This is a genomic window from Amycolatopsis heterodermiae (assembly GCF_034929455.1).
GTDB classification, from domain to species: Bacteria; Actinomycetota; Actinomycetes; order Mycobacteriales; family Pseudonocardiaceae; genus Amycolatopsis; species Amycolatopsis heterodermiae.
In genome coordinates this window covers 132,133-147,018 of record NZ_JAYFSI010000015.1, presented here as the reverse complement: position 1 = coordinate 147,018, position 14,886 = coordinate 132,133, and the positions used below count along the sequence as shown (strand labels likewise).

At 72.2% G+C, this 14,886-nt stretch carries 12 protein-coding genes; 7 read left to right on the top strand and 5 right to left on the bottom strand.

All coding sequences use genetic code 11. From position 1 onward, the window contains the following. Positions 1-39 precede the first annotated feature (39 nt). Positions 40-786 (top strand): peroxide stress protein YaaA, encoded by a 747-nt coding sequence (gene yaaA, locus VA596_RS43190; protein ID WP_323335604.1) that lies wholly within the window; start codon positions 40-42, stop codon positions 784-786. 424 nt (positions 787-1,210) lie between these two features. Here yaaA and VA596_RS43185 read toward each other — a convergent pair whose 3' ends face one another. Then, positions 1,211-2,293: an NAD(P)/FAD-dependent oxidoreductase gene (locus tag VA596_RS43185; protein WP_323335603.1), complete on the bottom strand. Its 1,083-nt coding sequence runs from the start codon at positions 2,291-2,293 to the stop codon at positions 1,211-1,213. An 83-nt stretch (positions 2,294-2,376) separates the two neighbouring features. Here VA596_RS43185 and VA596_RS43180 point away from each other — a divergent pair, with 83 nt between their 5' ends. After that, positions 2,377-2,931, top strand: a complete 555-nt coding sequence (locus VA596_RS43180) for a suppressor of fused domain protein (RefSeq protein WP_323335602.1) — start codon at positions 2,377-2,379, stop codon at positions 2,929-2,931. Positions 2,932-2,949: 18 nt separating this feature from the next. On the opposite strand, the gene VA596_RS43175 is transcribed toward VA596_RS43180, so the two are convergent. After that, positions 2,950-4,479, bottom strand: coding sequence for a phytoene desaturase family protein (locus tag VA596_RS43175; RefSeq protein WP_323335601.1), 1,530 nt, complete (start codon positions 4,477-4,479; stop codon positions 2,950-2,952). A gap of 284 nt (positions 4,480-4,763) precedes the next feature. Between VA596_RS43175 and VA596_RS43170 the strand changes: the two genes are divergently transcribed. The 3 genes from VA596_RS43170 (at position 4,764) to VA596_RS43160 (ending at position 8,978) form a co-directional block, all read left to right on the top strand. Continuing rightward, a complete protein-coding gene (locus VA596_RS43170; protein ID WP_323335600.1) occupies positions 4,764-5,768 on the top strand; it encodes a serine protein kinase RIO in 1,005 nt (334 codons plus the stop codon). A 327-nt stretch (positions 5,769-6,095) separates the two neighbouring features. Beyond that, on the top strand, positions 6,096-7,700 hold the full coding sequence (locus tag VA596_RS43165) for a DEAD/DEAH box helicase (RefSeq protein ID WP_323335599.1): 1,605 nt from the start codon (positions 6,096-6,098) through the stop codon (positions 7,698-7,700). 102 nt (positions 7,701-7,802) lie between these two features. Further along, a complete protein-coding gene (locus VA596_RS43160; RefSeq protein WP_323335598.1) occupies positions 7,803-8,978 on the top strand; it encodes an 8-amino-7-oxononanoate synthase in 1,176 nt (391 codons plus the stop codon). A 218-nt stretch (positions 8,979-9,196) separates the two neighbouring features. On the opposite strand, the gene VA596_RS43155 is transcribed toward VA596_RS43160, so the two are convergent. Then, the gene (locus VA596_RS43155) at positions 9,197-9,625 is read right to left on the bottom strand and encodes a GNAT family N-acetyltransferase (RefSeq protein ID WP_323335597.1); all 429 of its coding nucleotides are present in this window, start codon (positions 9,623-9,625) and stop codon (positions 9,197-9,199) included. A gap of 17 nt (positions 9,626-9,642) precedes the next feature. Beyond that, a complete protein-coding gene (locus VA596_RS43150; protein WP_323335596.1) occupies positions 9,643-10,458 on the bottom strand; it encodes a S1 family peptidase in 816 nt (271 codons plus the stop codon). Between the two features lie 168 nt (positions 10,459-10,626). On the opposite strand from VA596_RS43150, the gene VA596_RS43145 reads away from it, so the two are divergent. Together VA596_RS43145 and VA596_RS43140 are read left to right on the top strand one after the other, a co-directional pair. Then, positions 10,627-11,499, top strand: a complete 873-nt coding sequence (locus tag VA596_RS43145) for a M15 family metallopeptidase (protein ID WP_323335594.1) — start codon at positions 10,627-10,629, stop codon at positions 11,497-11,499. Positions 11,500-11,594: 95 nt separating this feature from the next. Continuing rightward, on the top strand, positions 11,595-12,989 hold the full coding sequence (locus VA596_RS43140) for a mycothione reductase (protein WP_323335593.1): 1,395 nt from the start codon (positions 11,595-11,597) through the stop codon (positions 12,987-12,989). A gap of 45 nt (positions 12,990-13,034) precedes the next feature. Here the strand turns inward: VA596_RS43140 and VA596_RS43135 are convergent, their stop codons facing one another. Beyond that, positions 13,035-14,855 carry a proprotein convertase P-domain-containing protein gene (locus tag VA596_RS43135; RefSeq protein WP_323335591.1) on the bottom strand — a complete coding sequence of 607 codons (1,821 nt, stop codon included), beginning with the start codon at positions 14,853-14,855 and terminating at the stop codon, positions 13,035-13,037. Positions 14,856-14,886: the final 31 nt, after the last annotated feature.

Here is a 14,886-nt window from a genome sequence, read left to right as displayed (position 1 = left end):
GCGCGCCGCCGGCCGCGCATCCCGATTTACGCTCAGTGCGTGCTGGTGCTCCTGCCCCCTTCCGAGACCAAGGCCGACGGCGGCCGCGGCGCCCCGCTGGACCACGCCGCCCTGTCGTTCCCCGAGCTGAACCCGACGCGCGCGAAGATCGCCGACGCGCTCGTCGAGCTGGCGGGTGACGTCCCGGCCAGCATCGCGGTCCTGGGCATCACCGAGCGCCAGGCCGGGGAGGTCACGCGCAACGCGCAGCTGTGGACGTCCCCGACGATGCCGGCCCTGCGCCGCTACACGGGCGTCCTGTACGACGCGCTCGACGTGAAGAGCTTCACGAGGGCAGGGCTGGAGAAGGCCCACCGCCGCCTGGCGGTGACGTCCTCGCTGTTCGGCGTGGTCTCGGCGACCGACCCGATCCCGGCGTACCGCCTCTCCGGCGGCAACTCCCTGCCCGCGCTCGGCACCATCCGCGGCATGTGGAAGCCAGCGCTCGAGCCGGTGCTGCAGAACATCGAAGGCCTGGTGGTCGACCTCCGTTCGGGCACGTACTCGGCCTTCGCCAACCTCCGCCCGGACGCGGTGACGGTCCGCGTGGTCACCGAGAACGCCCGGGGTGAGCGAGTGACGGTGAGCCACTTCAACAAGGCGTACAAGGGCCGCCTCGCCCACGTACTGGCCGTCACCCGCGCCGAACCGTCCACTGTGGACCAGCTGGCCAAGGTGATCAGGAAGGCGGGCCTGACGGTGGAACGCACCGGCGACCACGCCTTGGACCTGATCACCGAAGGCTGACCACAAGCCTCCTCCCGGCGGCCAGCCACGACCAGGCGCCGGGCCTCGGCCACGCGGGGCAGGTCGCGACCAGGCACCGGGATTGACCAGCCGACGCGGCATGAAGCGCAACCAGGCGCCGGGGTTCTCAATCCGCGCGGCGTGAACCGCTACCGGCCACCGGGCTTTGACCAGCCCCGCAGCGACGCCAGGTGAAGCGCGACCGGCCACGAGTTTTGAACAGTCTGCGCCGGGCTCCGCCAGTTTGCGGGGCGCCGACCCAGCCGAGAGCAGGCCCGTGCTGCCGAGCGGTCGCGACTCGGCCCGTGACTCGGCGCCGCCGGTGATGGCCGCAACCTGTCCGGCGGAGGGCTCTCGTCGGTCGCCGCGCGTTTCGGGATCTGCCTGGCCCGGGGCGCGGCCGTTATGGTGCGGGTAGCCGGGGCTAGAAGCGGTCCGGGGAGAACGGGGTCAGGTCGAAGCCTGGGTCCTCGTCCAGGGCGAGCGCCGCCACCAGCTTTCCGGCGAAGGGGGCGTTTGTCAGGCCTCCGGCGCCGAAGCCCGTCGAGATCGTGAGGCCTGGGCGGATGCGGCCCAGGATGGGGAGGGCGTCGGGGGTGCCCGGGCGGAAGCCGACTCGGGTTTCGGTGAGGGTGGCGGTTGCCAGGCCCGGGGCGATCGTCAGGGCGTTGTCCAGCACTTCGCGCTGGCCCGCGGCCGTCACCCGGTAGTCGAAGCCGGCCTCCGCCTCGCGGGTGGCGCCCGCGACCACCCGGCCGCCGCCGAACGCCAGCAGGTAGTGGCTGGTGCGCGGCAGGACCACCGGCCAGGCCGCGGTGTCCGTTTCCGGCAGGTCGAAGTGGCTGATCTGGCCGCGGTGGGGCGTCACCGGCAGGTCGACGCCCAGCGGGGCCAGCAGCTCGCGGCTCCACGCGCCGGCCGCGACCACCACGCTGTCCGCTTCGAGCGGCCCCTGCTCACCCGCCACCGTGCCGTCGGCGCGGAAGGCGACCTCACCGTCGACGAACTTCGCGCCCTTGCGCTCGGCCGCCGCCAGCAGGGCGCGGCGCAGCAGGTGCCCGTCGACGCGGCCGGCGCCGGACAGGTGGACCGCGCCCAGCTCGGGGGCCAGCGCCGGGAACAGCTCCCTGGCCTGCGCCGGATCGAGCCGGCGGACCTCGCCGGCCTCCGGGGCGCCCGCCGCCCGCGCGGCCAGCCGCTCGTGGGCCGCCGCCAGCTCGGACTCCTCGGCCGAGACGATCATCCCGCCGACGACCTCGAACGACGACTCCTCGCCCAGCTCGGCCAGCTCCGCCGTGAACTCCCGGTAGTAGCGGCCCGCGGCCGCCGCCAGCGGATAGAGGGCGTCTTCCCAGCGCGACGTCCACGGGCTGACGATCCCGGCGCCGGCCTCGGTGGCCGTCCCGGGACGCGCCGCGTCCGCCACGATCACTTCCGCACCCCGGCCCGCCAGGTGGTAGGCCGTGGCCGCGCCGCCGATCCCGCTTCCGATCACGAGCACTCGCATGCTTCCCACCCTGCCCGAACGTGCCGCGCCGGGGCGACCCGGATTCACCACACCGGCGCCCGGCCGGCCGTAGGCTGCACGCCATGCCGAGCCGTGCCGAGCGGTATGTCGCCCATCTCGACACCCTGACCGGGAGCACCGAGCCCCGGCTGCAGCCGATCCCGTCCAGCCACACCGGCCTGGACGACGTCATCTCGCTCGTCTACGCCGACGAACCCGAGCCGCGCTACCTGACGGGCGCGACCTACGGCCTCTCGCTCGCCGAGCACACCGACTGGCACGGGATGAAGCCGGAGCTGTGGATCAGCGTCCGCTCGGACGACCCGATCTGGGCGCTGGCCATCGCCTACCTCGCCGAGCAGCTGCGCGGTACCTGCCCGTTCGTCTACGGCGACACGATCGACTTCGGCGAGCCGATCGCCCCGGAGTCCGCCATGACCGCCTTCGCCGTGTCCGCGCCCGCCGGTCTCGACGCCCACCAGTACACGCTGATCGACATCGGGGGCGCGCCGATCAGCATCGCCGGCTGCTACCCCGTGCACGACACCGAGCGGGACTACATCCGCGAGCACGGCATCGACGCGTTCTGGCAGCTGGACTGGGACCTCTACGACGTCCGCCGCCCGCCCGTCATCTAGCGCGTCCGGCCGGCCGGGTCAGGCACCCAGCACGGCCATCGCCGCGTTGTGGCCCGGAATGCCGCTGACACCACCTCCCCGCACCGCTCCCGCACCGCACAGCAGCACGCGCTCGTGCGCCGTCTCGACGCCCCAGCGCCCGGTCAGCGCCGGATCGTCCGCGAACGGCCACGCCAGGTCCCGGTGGAAGATGTGCCCGGCCGGCAGCCCGAGCTCGGCTTCCAGGTCCAGCGGGGTCTTCGCTTCTACGCAGGGATTTCCGCCGGGGCCGGTCAGTAGGCAGTCCTCGATCGGCTCGGCCAGCACACTGTTCAGCGAAGCCAGCGTCGCGCGCAACGCCTCTTCGCGTGCTTCGTCGTTGCGTCCTTCGAACAGCCGCGCGGGCATGTGGAGGCCGAACAACGTCAGCGTCTGCGCGCCGGCCGCCCGCTCGGCCGGACCGAGGATCGACGGGTCGGTCAGCGAGTGGCAATAGATCTCGCACGGTGGCAGCGTGGGGATCTTCCCCGCCGCCGCTTCGCGATAGGCCGTCTCCAGCTGGCTGAAGGTCTCGTTGACGTGGAACGTGCCGCCGAACGCCTCGGCCGGGTCGACGCCGGGGTCACGCAACTTCGGCAACCGCGACAGCACCATGTTCACCTTGAGCTGCGCGCCTTCCGGCCGCTCCGCGGGTTCCTCGCCCAGCAACCGCGCCAACGTAGGCGGCGCGACGTTCGCCAGGACGTGGCCGCCGCGTACGACGTGCTCGGTGTCGCCGCGCCGGTAGCGCACCTCACCGCCGGGGTCGATCGCCAGCACCTCGGCGCCGGTGACGAGCTTCGCGCCCGCCGCGGAAGCCACGGCGGCCAAAGAGCCCGTGACCGCGCCCATGCCGCCGACCGGCACGTCCCAGTCGCCCGTGCCGTTGCCGATCACGTGGTAGAGCAGGCAGCGGTTCTGCCGGAGGTCCCCGGCATCCGCCGCGGCGAACGTGCCGATCAGGGCGTCGGTCAGCACCACGCCGCGGACCGTGTCGTCGCCGAACCAGGACGTGAGCGTCTCGCCGATCGGCCGCTCGAACAGCATCGACCACGCTTCGGCGTCGGCCACCCGGTCCCGGAAGTCCACTTCGGACAGAAGGGGTTCGGTGAGCGTGCCGAAGACGCGTTCGGCGACCTGCCCGGTCAGCTCGTAGAACCGTTGCCACGCCGCGAAGTCCGCTGTGGACCCGGTGAGCGCGCGGAACGACGCCGCGGTCCGGCTTTCGTCGCCTGTGTCGACAAGGAGACCCGAGTCGCCCGACGGGGTGTAGGACGACATCCGGCGCCGCCGCAGCGCCACGTCGAGGCCCAGGTCCGCGATGATCTTCTTGGGCAGCAGGCTGACCAGGTACGAGTAGCGCGACAACCGGACGTCGACACCCTCGAACGCGCGGAACGACACCGCGGCGCCACCGGTCTCGCCGCGCCGCTCCAGCACGAGGACCGACCGGCCCGCCCGCGCCAGGTAGGCCGCCGCGACCAGCCCGTTGTGCCCGCCTCCGACGACCACGACGTCGTAGGACTCCATCCGCTCCTCCTCGTTCGGCCGCGTTCGGCCTGCCTGATCATCGTGACCACGGCGGCACCCGGATTTCAAGGAAAGGGCACGAACGGACCGTTCGCGCTATTCGGTTGCGCGGCGCCGGGGCGGCGCGGCAAGCTGTGGTGACGTCCGGCAGGGAGCCGGTGTGCGAGAGAGCGGGGAGGTGCCTGTGGTGATGACTGTGCGGGCCCTACTGCGCCCAAGCCCACCCGCCCCCCGAGGCTGATCACGCGCCCGGTGGGGCACCCCTGAACCAGGAGAACCCACCAGTGCGCCTGCACGATTTCGAAGACTTCAACGAAAGCCGCGGACAGCTCGGCGGCGAAGACCACCCACCACGCCGCCGCGCGCGGCTCGACGAGGAGAACCCGCGGTTCTCCCGTCGTGCGCGGTTCGACGACGAACCCGAACCGACCCGCAGCGGCCGGCTCACCGAAGGCGAACGCGTCCGGCTCGCGAAGCTGCGGGACGACGCCTACACCGAAAACCAGCTGCCCGACGGGGCCGACCGCTGGTCCACCTGGGACGACGCCGAACACGGCCCGCTCCCCCGGCCGGACTGGGTCGTCACGGAGCTCGCCGCGGTCGACACCGATCTCGGCGTCCTCAAGACCGGCAAGGAGGCCGACGTCCACCTGCTGCGGCGCGGCCTGCCCGGCACCCCCGGCACGCTGCTCGCCGCGAAGCGCTACCGCAGCGACGAGCACAAGCTGTTCCACCGCGACGCGGGCTACCTCGAAGGGCGGCGGATGCGCCGCTCCCGCGAGACCCGCGCGATGGCGCAGCGCACCGCGTTCGGCCGCAACCTGATCGCCGAGCAGTGGGCGGTCGCGGAGTTCGCCGCGCTGAGTCGCTTGTGGACGCTCGGCGCGCCCGTGCCGTACCCCGTGCAGCGCAACGGGACCGAGCTGCTGCTCGAGTTCCTGGGCGAGGACGACGGGACGGCGGCGCCGCGGCTGGCGCAGGTGCGCCCGGAGCCCGGCGAGCTGAAGGACCTGTGGTTCCAGGCCACCGCGGCGCTGGAGCTGCTCGCGTCCGAAGGGCTCGCGCACGGCGACCTCTCGGCGTACAACGTGCTCGTCCACGAGGGGCGGCTGGTGGTGATCGACTTACCTCAAGTGGTCGACGTCGTCGCCAACCCGGGCGGGGTCGAATTCCTCGCCAGGGACGTGCGCAACCTGGCCGGCTGGTTCCACGGCCGGGGCCTCGGCGAGCACGTCACCAGGACCGATGAGCTGCTGAAGGAACTCGTGGCGACGGCCGGGATCGGGTGATCACGGAGCGGCGTCGCGGGTGTGGTGCGGAACACGCCTGCGACGCCGCCCACAACCGGTTACCTCGATGCGGAGGACCAGCTCCCCTTCAGGTACAGTATGTACAGACCGCAACCGGCGGCGTGGATGAGTTGGTGTCCGTCGCCTCCAGAGCCACCGAATGGCTCGCGGTGATCCGCATTCCCACAAGCGGCGCGCAGTGTCGGATAGCGACAAGACACAGTGTGCCGGGGTCCGTCCCTGTGAACGCCCACGCACACCATCTTGCCCTGCCTGCGCGCGGGGAGCCCGGGCCTCCTTGTGACGAACCACGTCCGAGAGGCATTTGTGACAGTCACGTTCAACTCTGGTCCCTCCTCGACGTCCGCGCACGCGGGCCGTCCCGACCGTCGGCCGCGTCAGCGCCCCGCCGGTGGGGACATGCTGCGCGACGACGCCGTCGAGACCGTGGCGACCAGGACCTTCGCCGAGCTGGGCCTGCCGGAGCCGCTGCTCCGCGCGCTGGCCGAGGCCGGCATCAACAGCCCGTTCCCGATCCAGTCCGCGACCATCCCGGACGCACTGGCCGGCCGCGACGTCCTGGGCCGCGCCCAGACCGGTTCCGGCAAGACCCTCGCCTTCGGCCTGGCCATGCTGGCCCGGCTCGCCGACGGCAAGGCTCGCCCGAAGCGCCCCCGCGCGCTGATCCTGGTGCCGACCCGCGAGCTGGCCATGCAGGTGGCCGACTCGCTGACCCCGCTGGCCAAGTCCCTCGGCCTGTGGTGCCGCACCGCCGTTGGCGGCATGGCCTTCGCCCGTCAGGCCGACGCGCTCTCCCGTGGCGTCGACCTGCTGATCGCCACTCCGGGCCGGCTGTCGGACCACGTCCGGCAGGGCACCGCGCACCTGGGCGACTGCAACTTCATCGCGCTCGACGAGGCCGACCAGATGGCGGACATGGGCTTCATGCCGCAGGTCCGCGAGATCCTCGACCTCACGCCGCCGGGTGGGCAGCGCCTGCTGTTCTCGGCGACGCTCGACGGTGACGTCAACCGCCTCGTGCGGCAGTACCTGTCCGACCCGGTCACCCACTCGGTGGCGCCGTCGACCGCGAGCGTCGACACCATGGACCACCACGTGCTCCAGGTGTCGCACCAGGACAAGCAGGACGTCATCACGCAGATCGGCGCCCGCGAGGGCCGCACGATCATGTTCGTGCGGACCAAGCACCACGTCGACCGCCTCACCGAGCGCCTGCGCGAGCAGGGCGTGAACGCGCAGGCCCTGCACGGCGGCAAGACGCAGGGGCAGCGCAACCGCGTCCTCGCCGACTTCAAGGAAGGCCACGCCCCGGTGCTGGTCGCCACGGACGTCGCGGCGCGCGGCATCCACGTCGACGACATCTCGCTGGTGCTGCACGTCGACCCGGCGGCCGACCACAAGGACTACCTGCACCGCGCGGGCCGCACGGCGCGCGCCGGGGCGTCCGGTGTCGTCGTCACGCTGGTCACCAACGACCAGCGCCGCATGGTCAAGCGGATGACCGACCGGGCCGGCGTCCGCGCCGAGTCCACGATGGTCCGCCCGGGTGACGAGGCGCTGACCCGCATCACCGGTGCCCGCGAGCCCAGTGGCGAGCCGGTCATCGAGCGTCGGCGCGAGAACCCGCGCCGTGGCGGCGGTGGCTTCCGCGGCGACCGCGGCTTCGGCGGCTCGAGCCGGGGTGGTTACCGCGGTGGCAGCAGCCAGGGCGGCGACCGCGGCGCGAGCGGCGGCGGCAGCTACGGCGGCGACCGTGGTGAGCGCGGCGGCGACCGTGGCGGTTACGGCCAGGGTTCGCGCGAAGGCCGTCCCGGCGGCTTCGGCGGCCGCGGCCGTCAGCCCCGCTCGGGCAGCGGTGGTGGCGGTTACGGCCGCCCGAGCCGTGGCCCGCGTCGCGGCTACGACAGCTGATTTCCCCCGGAAGCCCCGGACCGGCACTCGCCGGTCCGGGGCTTCCGGCGTTTCCGGGCCCGCTTCACGGACGAGCGGGGTCCGGATGGGAGACTGCGGGACGTGACTACGCCGCCGACACTTCCGCCCGAAGAGGTTTTCGACTGGCTCGACGTCGAGGCGGAGAAGCGTGCGGGCGCCGGTCTGGTGCGGCAGCTGCGGCCACGGCCCGCCAAGACCGACGAGCTGGACCTGGCCGGGAACGACTACCTCGGGCTGGCCCACGACAAGCGCGTCGCCGGGGCCGCCGCGGCCGCCGCGCTGCGGTGGGGCGCCGGCTCGACCGGCTCACGGCTGGTGACCGGCTCGACCGAGCTGCACACCGAGCTCGAGATGGAGCTCGCCCGGTTCTGCGGGGTGCAGGCCGCGCTCGTGTTCTCGTCGGGCTTCACGGCCAACCTCGGCGCGGTGACGGCGTTGTCCGGCAGCGAAGCCGCGATCGTCACCGACAAGTACATCCACGCGTCGCTCATCGAGGGCTGCCGGCTGTCGCGGGCCGACATCGCCGCGGTGGCGCACGCGACGCCGTCGGCGATCAAGCACGCCCTGGCGACCCGGCGCAAGCCGCGGGCGCTGGTGGTGACCGACTCGGTGTTCTCGGTGGACGGTGACCTCGCCCCGCTCGGCGAGCTGGCCGGGATCTGCCGCGAGCACGGCGCCGCCATGCTGGTCGACGACGCGCACGGCTTCGGCGTCCTGGGTGAAGGCGGGCGCGGCGCGGTGCACGCGGCCGGGCTCGCGGGCGCCCCCGACGTCGTCACGACGTTGACGCTCTCGAAGGCCCTCGGCGCGCAGGGTGGCGCGGTGCTCGGGCCGCGTCGCGTCATCAAGCACCTCATCGACACCGCGCGCAGCTTCATCTTCGACACGGCGCTCGCGCCCGCCAGCGCCGCCGCCGCGCTCGCCGCGTTGCACGCGCTGAAGGAAGAGCCGGGGCTGGCGGAGAAGGTCCAGGAGAACGCCGGGAACCTGGCGATGCAGCTGAAGGCGGCGGGCTTGAAGGCGAGCCTGCCGGACGCGGCCGTGATCTCGGTGCAGGCACCGTCCGCGGAGACGGCCGTCGCGTGGGCCGCGGCCTGCGCCGAGCAGGGCATCCGCGTCGGGTGCTTCCGGCCGCCGTCGGTGCCCGACGGCATTTCGCGGCTGCGGCTGACGGTCCGCGCCGACCTCACGGAGTCCGATGTGGACCGTGCGGTGAAGGTGATCACGGCGACCGCGCCGCGCGGTGCGGCCGACTGAGCCGTACCGGAACGGACGGCACGCGTACCTGGACGGCCGGTTCGCGTACCCAGCGGGCCGACTCGCGTACCTGGATGGACGACACGCGTACCCGGGTGGACGACTCGTGTGCTCCGGCGGGCTTTTCGCGTGCTCCGGCGGGCTTCTCGCGTGATTGAAGAGGCATCACGCGTGATCAGAGGGGCATCACGCGTGATTGGGGGGACGACACTCGCGGGTCAGGCGGGGCGGCGCATGCGGATGTGGGGGATTCCGTCGTCGTCGGTGTATTCGGGGCCTTCGGCTGCGAAGCCGTAGCGCGCGTAGAAACCCTGGACGTACGTTTGGGCGTCCAGGACGTATTCGCCGGGGATCGTCAGCGCCGCGTCCATTAGGTGGGCTGCCAGGCCCTGCCCTCTGGACTGGGCGGCCGTGACTACCCGGCCGATGCGGCGGATACCACCCGGGTCCAGCAGGACTCGGAGGTAGGACAGGACGTTGCCGTCCGCGAACCAGAGGTGGCGGGTGTCCGGCAGGAGGTCGCGGCCGTCCAGTTCCGGGTAGGCGGCCTTCTGCTCCACCACGAAGACGTCCACCCGCAGGCGCAGGATGTCGTGCAGCTGGGCGGCGGTCAGCTCGGGGCCGGTCGCGTCGTGCAGGGTCGGCATACCCCTGCTTACCACGCTCAGCCGAGCAGGCGCGGGTTGGCTTGCTGCTGGATGTCGTCCACGTACGCGGAAACGCGCGTGTAGACGCCCGGCTTGCCGGCCTTGCCGCAGCCGTCGCCGAAGGACACCAGGCCGATCAGCGTGTCGCCCACGACCAGCGGGCCGCCGGAGTCGCCTTGGCACGCGTCGACGCCGCCGTCGGCGTATCCCGCGCACACCATGGTCTTCGGGTCGTAGACGTCGTAGTCGGAGTTGCAGTCCTTGTCGCCGATCACCGGGACCTGGGCGCTGCGCAGGTAGTCGGACCGGTCGCCGCCGTCGGCGACGCGGCCCCAGCCGAGCACCGTTGCCTGCGTGCCCTCGCGGTACACCGACGGGTCGCCGCTGTCGGGCAGCTTCGCGGGCCGGTAGTCGAGCTGGCCGCGCACGGTCAGCACCGCGATGTCGTTGCCCTGCGTCGGGTCGTTGTACCCCTTGCTGATCCAGATCTTCGACACGCTCAGCACCTGGCCGTCGTTGGTGCGCTTGTCCTCGCGGCCGGCCACCACCCGGACGTCCTGCTTCGCGACGGCTTTCGCGCAGTGCGCCGCCGTCGCGACCGCCGTGGAGCTGACGATCACCGCGCCGCAGTACTGGTTCCCGCCGGTGTCGGCCAGGTAGACGGCGTACGGGTGGTCGTCGAGCGAGGCCTTGTTGCCGCCGACGATCCGGGGCTGGTTGGCGGACGCCGGGTCCGCCGAAGCGGTGTTCACCACGACCGGGACGGCGACCGCCGCGACCGCGAGGAGCGCGCCGCTCACGAGCAGCAGGGATCGGCGGGACTTCACGGACATGGGTCGTTCCCCTCTTCGAAACCAAGAACAAGGCACTGCGCACGGCACTCACGCGACTCCACAGCGTGAACAGGTGGCCCTGAATACCCTAATCGGAGTGAGCCCGAAGCGGTGTCACTGAAACGGGTGGACTCCGCGATCACCGAACGTTTATGTCAGGATTGCGGAATGCGACGGACAGCGACGGCGGCGCTCGGGGCGGTCATGGCTCTGACGCTGGGCGCGTGCACGTCGGAAGTGCCTGCGACGCCCCAGCCCGTGGCCGCGACGCCGGTCACGACGACCGTGTCCAAACCCCCCGCCCCGGTGAAACAAGCGTCGCCGGCGACGTCGAGCGCGCCCGCCGTCACCTGGCAGGTGGGTGCCCGGCCACTCCCCCGCCGCCCGGACGGCTTCGGCGAGATCGAGCCGACGCCACCCGAACTGGTGAACCGGGCACTTCCGACAAAAGACGTCCTTCCCCCACCGGCCGGGAACGCCTACGCCTCGACGATCAGCGCGGTGCCCGCCGCCGTCCTCGCGCGCAGCACCTGGCAGGCCGCCTGCCCGGTCAAGGCGGCCGACCTGCGTTACCTCACGATGGCGTTCTGGGGCTTCGACGGCCGCGCGCACACCGGCGAGATGCTGGTGAACGCGAAGGGCGCGGCCGCGATCACGAAGGTGTTCGGGCAGCTCTTCGCCCGCCACTTCCCCCTCGAGGAGATGCGGGTGACCAGCCCGGCCGAGCTGACCCTGCCGCCGACCGGCGACGGCAACTCCACCAGCGCGTTCGTCTGCCGGCCGGCGCGCGGCCAGACGAACTGGTCGGCGCACGCCTACGGGCTGGCGGTGGACGTCAACCCGTTCTGCAACCCCTACACCCAGGGCGACCTGGTGCTGCCCGAGCTGGCCTCGGCCTACGTCGACCGCTCGCGGGCGCGGCCCGGCATGGTCCTGGCCGGCGACGCCACCGTCCGCGCGTTCGCGGCGGCCGGGTGGAGCTGGGGCGGCGCGTGGACCAGCCCGAAGGACCGGATGCACTTCACCGCGACCGGTCACTGAGCACGTAATACGACGTTAAGCACAGCCGGGAACACGCGATTCGCGACCACGGTTGGCTAGGGTGAACGGTCCGGAACGAGCCCGCGGAGGATGAAGTGCCCCACTACGACCTGGTGATCGTCGGCACGGGATCGGGGAACTCGATCCTCGGCCCCGGTTTCGCCGGCAAGAAGACGGCCATCGTGGAGAAGGGGACCTTCGGCGGGACCTGCCTGAACGTCGGCTGCATCCCGACGAAGATGTTCGTCTACGCCGCCGACGTCGCGTACACGCCCGCCGAGAGCGCGCGCTACGGCGTCGACGAGGAACTCAAGGGCGTGCGCTGGCGCGACATCCGCGACCGCATCTTCGGGCGCATCGACCCGATCGCCGCGGGCGGCGCGGAGTACCGGCGCAGCCACGAGGACAACAAGAACGTCGACGTCTACGAGGGCACCGGCCGGTTCACCGGGATGAAGGAGCTGCGCGTCAGCTTCGCCGACGGCCGCCCGGACGAGGTGCTGACCGCCGACAAGTTCGTGCTCGCCGCGGGCGGGCGCCCGGTGATCCCGGACATCCCCGGCATCGAGGACACCGGCTACCACACCTCCGACACGGTGATGCGGCTCGACGAGCTGCCCGAGCGGATCGTCATCCTCGGCGGCGGGTACATCGCGGCCGAGTTCGCGCACGTCTTCTCGTCGTTCGGCGTGCGGGTCACGCTGGTCAACCGGTCCGCGCGGCTGCTGCGTTCCGAGGACGAGGACGTCAGCGCCCGCTTCACCGAGCTGGCTTCGGAACGCTTCGACGTCCGGCTGGAGCGCAAGACCGTGCGGGCGCGCAAGACGGACGGCGGCGTCGCGCTGGACCTCGAAGGGCCGCAGGGCGCCGAGACCGTCGAGGCCGACCTGCTGCTCGTCGCGACCGGGCGCAAGCCGAACTCCGACCTCCTCGACGTCGCCGCCACCGGCGTGACCACAATGGACAGTGGGCACGTCGTGGTCGACGACTACCAGGAGACCGTCGTCGAGGGCATCTACGCGCTCGGCGACCTCTCCTCGCCGCACGAGCTCAAGCACGTCGCGAACCACGAATCCCGGGTGGTGCAGCACAACCTGCTGCACCCGGACGAGCGGATCAAGGCCGACCACCGGTTCGTGCCGCACGCCGTGTTCACCCACCCGCAGGTCGCGTCCGTCGGGCTCACCGAGCAGAAGGCCCGCGAAAAGGGCGTCTCCTACGTGACCTCGAAGCAGGACTACGCCGGGATCGCCTACGGCTGGGCGATGGAGGACACGACGGGCTTCGCGAAGCTGCTCGCCGACCCCGCGACCGGGCAGCTGCTCGGCGCGCACATCATCGGGCCGCAGGCGTCGAGCGTCATCCAGCCGCTGATCCAGGCGATGAGCTTCGGCCTGGACGCGCACGCGATGGCCCGCGGGCAGTACTGGATCCACCCGGCCATGCCGGAGCTGATCGAGAACGCGCTGCTCAACCTGCCCCTGGACTGAGTCACCGCGGGCCGGGCGGGGTGACCGCCCGGCCCGCGGGAGCCCTCAGAGGGTGATCGACCAGGTGTCGAGGGTCCCGGTGTCGCCGGGGCCGTAGTCGGTCACGCGCAGCTGCCACTTGCCCGCGGCCGGGGAGGCAGAGGCGGGGACGGTGAACGTCCGGGGGCCGCTCCACGGCGTGCACGTGCTGCCGCCGCTGTACTTCAGCGCGTACGCCTTGCCCTTCGGGTCCAGCAGCGTGATGCCGAGGTCTTCGGCGCACGTGTGGCGGATGGTCAGCGAGACGCCGATCGAGGCGGCCGCGCTCCCGGTCAGCGTCGAGCCGATCGGGCTGAACACCTGCTGGTAGTCACGGATCGCGTAGTCCGTGTCGTTGGTCAGCGTGCGGTTGCCGCCGCTGCCCGGCTGGGTGCGGGCCGACACCGCGGCGCTCGCGGCCGACGCGTTCCCGGCGGCGTCCTTCGCCTTGACCGTGAAGGAGTACGCCGTGTCCGGGGTGAGGCCGGAGACCGTGGCGCTGGTGCCCGCGACGCTCGTGGCGAGCGTGGCACCGTTGTAGACGTCGTAGCCGGTGACACCGGTGTTGTCCGTCGACGCGTCCCAGGCGAGGGAGACGCTGTTCGACGTCGTGCCCGTGGACCGCGGGTTGGCGGGCGCGCTCGGCGCCGTCGTGTCGCCGGTGCCGCCGCCGGTCACCAACGTGAGCTGCCACTTGTTCAGCGCCTCGATGACCGGCTGGAACAGGGACATGTCGCCGTCGCTCGGGTTCTGCACGCACTGCGACGGGCCGCCGTCGTGCAGGCCGGTGGCCTTGGTGCCGAGCAGCCAGCCGCCGCCGGAGTCGCCGCCGAGCGAGCACGCCGTCGTCCAGGTCAGGTCGCCGATGATGAGGCCGTTGCCGTAGTCGGCGGACTTGTGCGTGTACTTCACTTCGCCGCACTGCCAGTGGGAAGTGTTGCCGGAGTGGCAGACGCTGTCGCCGACCATGGCCTCGGCCGCGCCGGAGAGCGTGACCGCCGGCTGGCCCCAGGTGTTGACCGACGCCGAGAGGTTCCAGCCCGCTTCGGTCACCGCGACGAGGCCCATGTCGCCTTCCTGGCCGTTGACGCTGTGGGTGCCGCCGACGTTCGACGTGCCGACCTTGTTCTGCTGGCCGGACGCGCCGTACGCGGCCTGGTCACGGTCGTTCGTGCAGTGGCCCGCGGTGAGGAAGTGCTTGGCCCCGCCGGAATCCGTGACGGGGAAGCCGACCGAGCAGTTCGACTCGCTGCCCGGCCACCACGGGTTGCCGGTCTGGATCGTGCCCGACTGCTGCTTCGGCGAGGTGGTCGTCTCGGTGATCCGGACGCCGAGTTCCCTTACGCTGTAGAGGAAACTGTCGGTCGCGGCGGTCTTCTTCGTCCGGTCGACGGAGACGCCGACCTCGTTGCCGCGGACGTCGACGCCCCAGCCGTAGACGCCGGGCACCCCCTTACCGACCAGCGCGCGCACGGCCGCGTCGGTGCGGTCCAGCTCGGCCTGGCTCCGGGCCACGACCTGTGCCGCCGCACCGGTGGCGCGGACCTGGTCGGCGGCGGCCTGGGTGGTGACGGCGACGGTCAGCTTCCCGGTGGCCGCGTCGAACCACTGCCCCGCCGACTGCTGCCGGACGGCGGCGGGCAGGGCCGAGGCCAGGCGGTGGGCGCCGTCCTGGGCGGCGAGGCGGCCCCGGGCCTGGTCCGCGGACAGGCCGAACGCGGCGGCCACGCCGTCGACCTCGGCCTGGGGATGGGACGGCGGTGCCGGTGGCGCGGCCTGAGCGGGCTGGATGCCCAGTCCGAGCGCGGCCAGCGCGGCCACGCTCGCGGCGGAAACGATCCTGCGCATGCTTTTCTCCTCGGCTCGGGGAGCGGAATGC